This window comes from Dietzia maris (assembly GCF_014144855.1).
GTDB lineage: Bacteria > Actinomycetota > Actinomycetes > Mycobacteriales > Mycobacteriaceae > Dietzia > Dietzia kunjamensis.
The window spans coordinates 1-5,166 of record NZ_JAALDN010000388.1; the positions used below are offsets into that span (position 1 = coordinate 1).

At 71.4% G+C, this 5,166-nt stretch carries 4 protein-coding genes and 1 pseudogene; 2 read left to right on the plus strand and 3 right to left on the minus strand.

Annotated features, from left to right (window positions below; translation table 11 throughout):
• Both G6024_RS12715 and G6024_RS12720 read right to left on the minus strand, forming a co-directional pair.
• A pseudogene (locus G6024_RS12715) lies at positions 1–287 on the minus strand (polysaccharide biosynthesis protein); the annotation flags it as partial.
• Positions 265–1,668: a M1 family metallopeptidase gene (locus tag G6024_RS12720; protein WP_167492377.1), complete on the minus strand. Its 1,404-nt coding sequence runs from the start codon at positions 1,666–1,668 to the stop codon at positions 265–267. The pseudogene G6024_RS12715 and the gene G6024_RS12720, both read right to left, overlap by 23 nt.
• Positions 1,669–1,828: 160 nt before the next feature.
• On the opposite strand from G6024_RS12720, the gene G6024_RS12725 reads away from it, so the two are divergent.
• Both G6024_RS12725 and G6024_RS12730 read left to right on the plus strand, forming a co-directional pair.
• A complete protein-coding gene (locus G6024_RS12725) occupies positions 1,829–2,278 on the plus strand; it encodes a hypothetical protein (protein ID WP_119192898.1) in 450 nt (149 codons plus the stop codon).
• Positions 2,275–2,685, plus strand: coding sequence for a winged helix-turn-helix domain-containing protein (locus G6024_RS12730; protein WP_227022180.1), 411 nt, complete (start codon positions 2,275–2,277; stop codon positions 2,683–2,685). The genes G6024_RS12725 and G6024_RS12730 overlap by 4 nt, the downstream gene beginning before the upstream one ends.
• 13 nt (positions 2,686–2,698) lie before the next feature.
• On the opposite strand, the gene G6024_RS12735 is transcribed toward G6024_RS12730, so the two are convergent.
• Positions 2,699–5,166: Pls/PosA family non-ribosomal peptide synthetase (locus tag G6024_RS12735; protein WP_235027896.1), on the minus strand; the 2,468-nt coding region annotated here is incomplete at its 5' end.

Below are 5,166 nucleotides of genomic sequence, written 5' to 3' on the forward strand. Positions count from 1 at the left end.
CGCGGCGGCCGCGCGCCGACCGTGCCGGTCCCACCCCCGCGGGCCGAGCGGACGGCGCGGGTGACCTCCTGCATCAGCCCGTTGGCGACGCCGCCGAGGGCGAAGAACGCTCCCCAGTAGGTGGCGAACAACGGATAGTCTGCCGGGCCGAGTGCGCGGCCGGCCACCAGCATCACCAGGTACCCGGAGGCCGCGGCGAACACGGTCGCCAGCGTCAGTGCCCGCATCCCGCCCGCGGCCGACCGGCCGGTGGTGGGTGTCGGTTCAGTGGCTGCCGGTGGCGTCATCGGGCATACCGAGGGTCGGCGGCAGGGGCTCGGAGAACAGCCAGGCGTTCCACAGCGGCCGCAGGTCGACGGGGGAGTGGTCGGCGGCCAGGTGGAGGAAGTCGTCGGTGGTGACGGTCCTGCCGGAGTACGTCGCGACCCACGCGCGGAGGAGATCGAAGAAGCGGTCGTCGCCGATCGTCAGGCGCAGCGCGTGCAGGGTCAGGGCGCCGCGCTTGTAGACACGGTCGTCGAACATGTCCTCGGGTCCGGGGTCCGACAGGAGGAGGTCCTGCGGGGAGTTCTGCAGCTTGGAGTAGTAGCGCAGTGCGTGACTGCCGGCGTCGGCGCCGCCGGAGAATTCGGTCCACAGCCACTCGGCGTAGCAGGCGAACCCCTCGTGCAGCCAGATGTGCTTCCACTCGGCGATGGTGACGGCGTTGCCGAACCACTGGTGGGCCAGCTCGTGGGCGATGAGTCGCTCGTCCGAGTCCGGCCGGCCCGCGGCCTCACACGTGTTGCGTCCGAACGTCGACATGCCCATCGCCTCGAGCGGGATCTCGAGTTCGTCGTCGGTCACCACGACTTTGTAGCTGTCGAACGGGTACGGGCCGAAGAGATCGGAGAACACGGTGATCATCTCGAGTTGCCGGGCGAAGGCCTGCCGGAATCCCCGCTTGAGGTCGGCGGGGACGAAGGCGTGGAACGGCACCGGCCCGTCGGTGGACTCGAGGTGGTCGTACTGACCGAGGTTGACGGTGACCAGGTAAGGGGAGGTGGGGTGCGGGAGGTCGAAGTCCCATGCGGTCGTGCTGCCACTGCGCTTCTTGCCGACCAGCGTGCCGGTGACGACGGCGCGGTACGGCGAGTCGGTGGTGAGCCTGATGCGGAACGGGGCCTTCGCCGAGGGGTGGTCGTCGCAGGGGAACCAGCTGGCGGCGCCGTTGGGCTGGCCCGCGACCAGGACTCCGTCGGTCAGTTCCTCCCAGCCCACCTCGCCCCACGGCCCACGGATCGGCTTCGGGTTGCCGGAGTAGCGGATGGTCAGGGTGAACGCTGATCCGACGGCGAGCGGTTCGGCGGGGGTGATCGAGAGCTTGCCGCGGGGCCGGGTGAAGCGGGTGACGCGGCCCCCGTCGAGGAGCACCTTGGACACGGTCAGGTGTGGGGAGAGGTCGAGCCGGATCGTCTCCAGCGGCTCGGTGGCGGTCGCGGTGATCACCGCCTCGCCACGGAGGTTGTTGGGGCTCACCTTGTAGCTCAGGTCCAGCTCGTAGCGCGTGACGCGATATCCGTGGTTGCCCGCGCCGGGCAGGTAGGGGTCGACCGGATCGGCGCCCGACGGCGTGCGTGGGGACGCGATCCTGGCGACGAGGTCTGACTTCACTGCCTTCAATTCCATGACCTGCGCGAGTCTAGAGGACCCGCGTCCGGCGACGCCCTTCTCGACGCGAGACGTGGCCGATCCCGAGAAAGTAGTTGTCAAACTGGAAAGTACTTGCCTACTATCAAGACCACTCCGCGGCGGAAACTCCCCCGGGGCACCGACGGAAGGCAGACCCATGGACCCGCAGAACTCCAGCACCGGCGAGGTCGATCGAGCGGAGGCCGCCCGCATGCTCGCCGAGGCCGAGGGTCGCCCACCGGTCAGCTCCCGGCACGACGCCCGCCTGTTCGCGGCGTTCGCCGCGGCCATCTCGCTTCTGATGGGGATCGGGACAGTCGCGATCATGTTCTCCAACTGGGCGCTCGTGCCGTACGTGCTGTTGCTCTTCGTGGCGATCTTCTGGCAGCGACGCGCGATCAAGGCGGGCCCCCGCGGATCGGGACGGACCTACACGTGGGGCGTCGCGGGATCGGGCGTGATGATCCTCGTCGTCGTCACCGGCCTGAACGTCATCCGCACCACGATCGGGCTCACCGCCTGGTGGTACCTCCTCGGGGTTCTGTTGGTCGCCCTGCCCGGCCTGGTGGCCGCCGCGATCATCGACCGGCGGGGATCCGAGCGGTGAGCGGAGAGAAGATGGGCGGCGAGACGACGGGCGGTCATATGACGGGCGACGAGACGACGACGAGCACCCCGGCTGCATCGGGGGGCTCCGCCCCGGGGGCGGGCGGCGGATCGGGAGGGCACGCCCGCCACCGGTTGGACGAGGTCATCCACGCGCCCGTCCGCTTCTCCATCGTCGCGGCCCTGGCTGGCGTCGACTACGCGGATTTCGCCACCATCCGCGACGCGGTCGAGGTCACCGACTCGACACTGTCCAAGCAGGCATCGGTGCTGGAGAAGGCCGGATACGTCAAGGTCAGCAAGGGGTACGTCGGCAAGCGACCGCGGACGTGGTTGTCGCTCACCCGCGACGGACGCAAGGCCTACGCGTCCCACCTGGCGGCGCTGCGGGCCATCGCCGGCGGCTGACCCGCCCACCGGCTCAGCCCCGCCAGGGTGCGATCGGATTGCCCTGCCAGCGGGTGCCGGGCGGGATGCGGTCGCCGCGCATCACCAGTGAGGCCGGGCCGACGGTTGAGCCGTCACCGATCGACGACGCCGGCAGCGCGACGCAGTGGCACCCCAGCGTGGCGCCGGCCTCGATCGTCACCCGGTCGATCTGCATGATGCGGTCGTGGAACAGGTGGGTCTGGACCACGCACCCGCGGTTGATGGTGGCGCCGTCCCCGAGGGTGATCAGGTCCGCCTCGGGCAGCCAGTACGACTCGCACCACACGCCACGGCCGATCCGTGAGCCCAGCAGGCGCAGCATCGCGTTCATCACCGGGGTGCCCGACGCGGGCCGGGCCATCCACGGCGCGGCGAGCAACTCGATGAACGAGTCGGCGACTTCGTTGCGCCACACGAACGACGACCACAGCGGCTGCTCGCCCGCGCGGATCCGGCCCACGAGGATCCACTTGGCCAGGGCGGCGACCACCAGGGCGACCAGGCCCGCGTAGGCGAGCGTCAGCCCGGAGGTCAGTGCCGCCACGCCGAAGCCCCACTCCAGGTGGATCTCCTGCATCACCACCAGGACGCTCACCAGCAGCAGGAACGACATCCAGACGGGGACCAGTCGCAGGGTCTCCCACGCCGCCCGGGCGACCTTGAGGCGTCGCGGCGGCTGGTAGGTGCGGACGTCGTCGGTGTCGGCGACGGCGCGAGGGAGTTTCTGCGGCGGCGACCCCAGCCACGAGGTGCCCTTCTTGGCCTTCTGCGGGGCGGACGAGAGCACGGCGACCAGGCCGCGCGCGGGCACCTTCCGCCCGGCGGAGGCGATCCCGGAGTTGCCGAGGAAGGCGCGCTTGCCGACCTGGGCGTGCTCCAGACGCATCCATCCGGAGCCCAGTTCGTACGGCGCGACCATGGTGTCGTCGGCGAGGAACGCCCCGTCGCGGACGGTGGTGAGCGCGGGGATGAGCAGCACGGTCGAGGCCTCGACGTCCTTGCCGATCCTGGCTCCCAGCATGCGCAGCCAGACCGGGGTGAGCATGGAGGCGTAGAGCGGGTAGAGCCAGTTCCGGGCGGCGTCCATGAGGCGTTCGCTGCACCAGGCCTGCCAGGCGATCCGCGAGTGGACCGGGTGGAAGCCGGGGTCCAGGCCGATCGACAGCAGCCTCACCGCCCCGAGGGTGGCCGCGGCGAAGAGTGCGAGCGCGAGGAGGGTGGCGGGGACCGACCACAGTGCGGCGAGTAGGACCATCTCGCTCGGGCTGCCCGCGCCGCGGGCTCCCCAGGCCACCAGCGCGAGGCCGGCGAGCAGGGCCGCCAGCGGCATCGCACCGAGCGCGACGGCGGAGAACTGGTAGACCAGGCTCCAGAGCCGGTTGTGGGGCGCGGGCTCGGCCGGCCAACTCGATCCACGCTTGCCGCGCTTGAGCGCGGGCGAGCCTGCGTAGCGCTTACCGGCCTTGACCGTGCCGACCACCGCGGACCCGATCTCCACGTGGGCCCCGCGGCCCACCACCGCGCCGGGCAGCAGGGTGGACCGGGCGCCCACCACCGCGTTCTCGCCGATCTCCACGGAGCCCACGTGCACGAGGTCGCCGTCGATCCAGTACCCGGCCAGGTCCACCTCGGGTTCGATCGAGGCCCCGTCGCCCACCCGGAGCAGGCCGGTGACCGGTGGGAGGGTGTGCATGTCCACACCGTGTCCGATCTGCGCCCCCAGCAACCGGGCGAAGGGGGTGAGCCACCCGGCACCCTCGAGGTTGGCGGCCCCGGAGACCTCGACCAACCGCTCGGCGGCCCAGATCCGCAGGTGCACCGACCCCGCCCGTGGGTACGTCCCCGGCGCCACGCCGGCGGTGAGCACCCGGCACAGGCCGGCGGTGACCAGCATGCGGCCGGCGGGCAGCAGGAGCAGAGCCACCATGATCCCGAGCACCCACCACGACACCGGCCGCGCCCAGGGCAGCCCGAGGCCGACGGCGACGTTGTTGGCGATACCCACCCAGGTGAGCCACTGCAAGCCGGTCAGGGTGAGCAGCGGGATCGTGGCGAGCATCTGCAGGAGCTGCGCGCCGCGGCCGACGGGTCGGACGTGTCGCGGTTCGACCTCGGCCTCGGGCTCGAGCTCGTCCAGGAACCCGGCGAAGTCGCCCAGGCGTGAGCGGTCGTAGATGTCGCCGACGGTTACCGCGGGGAAGCGCTCCCGGACGCGGGCCACCACGTGCGCGGCGGCGAGCGAGCCGCCCCCGAGGGCGAAGAAGTCCTCGTCGACCCCGGAGACGTCGGCTCCGAGGGCGGCCGACCACAGTTCGGCGACCCACGCCTCGATACCGTCGAGTTCGGACTCGGCGGCCGACGTCTGGGCCAGCGGCCACGGCAGGGCGGCGCGGTCGACCTTGCCGGAGGTGCGGGTCGGCAGCTCGTCGACCAGGGCCAGGCGCGGGACCACGCCGGCGG

What these genes read in the sequence shown, in the direction of transcription:
- G6024_RS12725 (WP_119192898.1), top strand. Translation starts at nt 1,829, where the DNA reads ATGGACCCGCAGAACTCCAGCACCGGCGAGGTCGATCGAGCGGAGGCC.
- G6024_RS12720 (WP_167492377.1), bottom strand. Translation starts at nt 1,668, where the DNA reads ATGGAATTGAAGGCAGTGAAGTCAGACCTCGTCGCCAGGATCGCGTCC.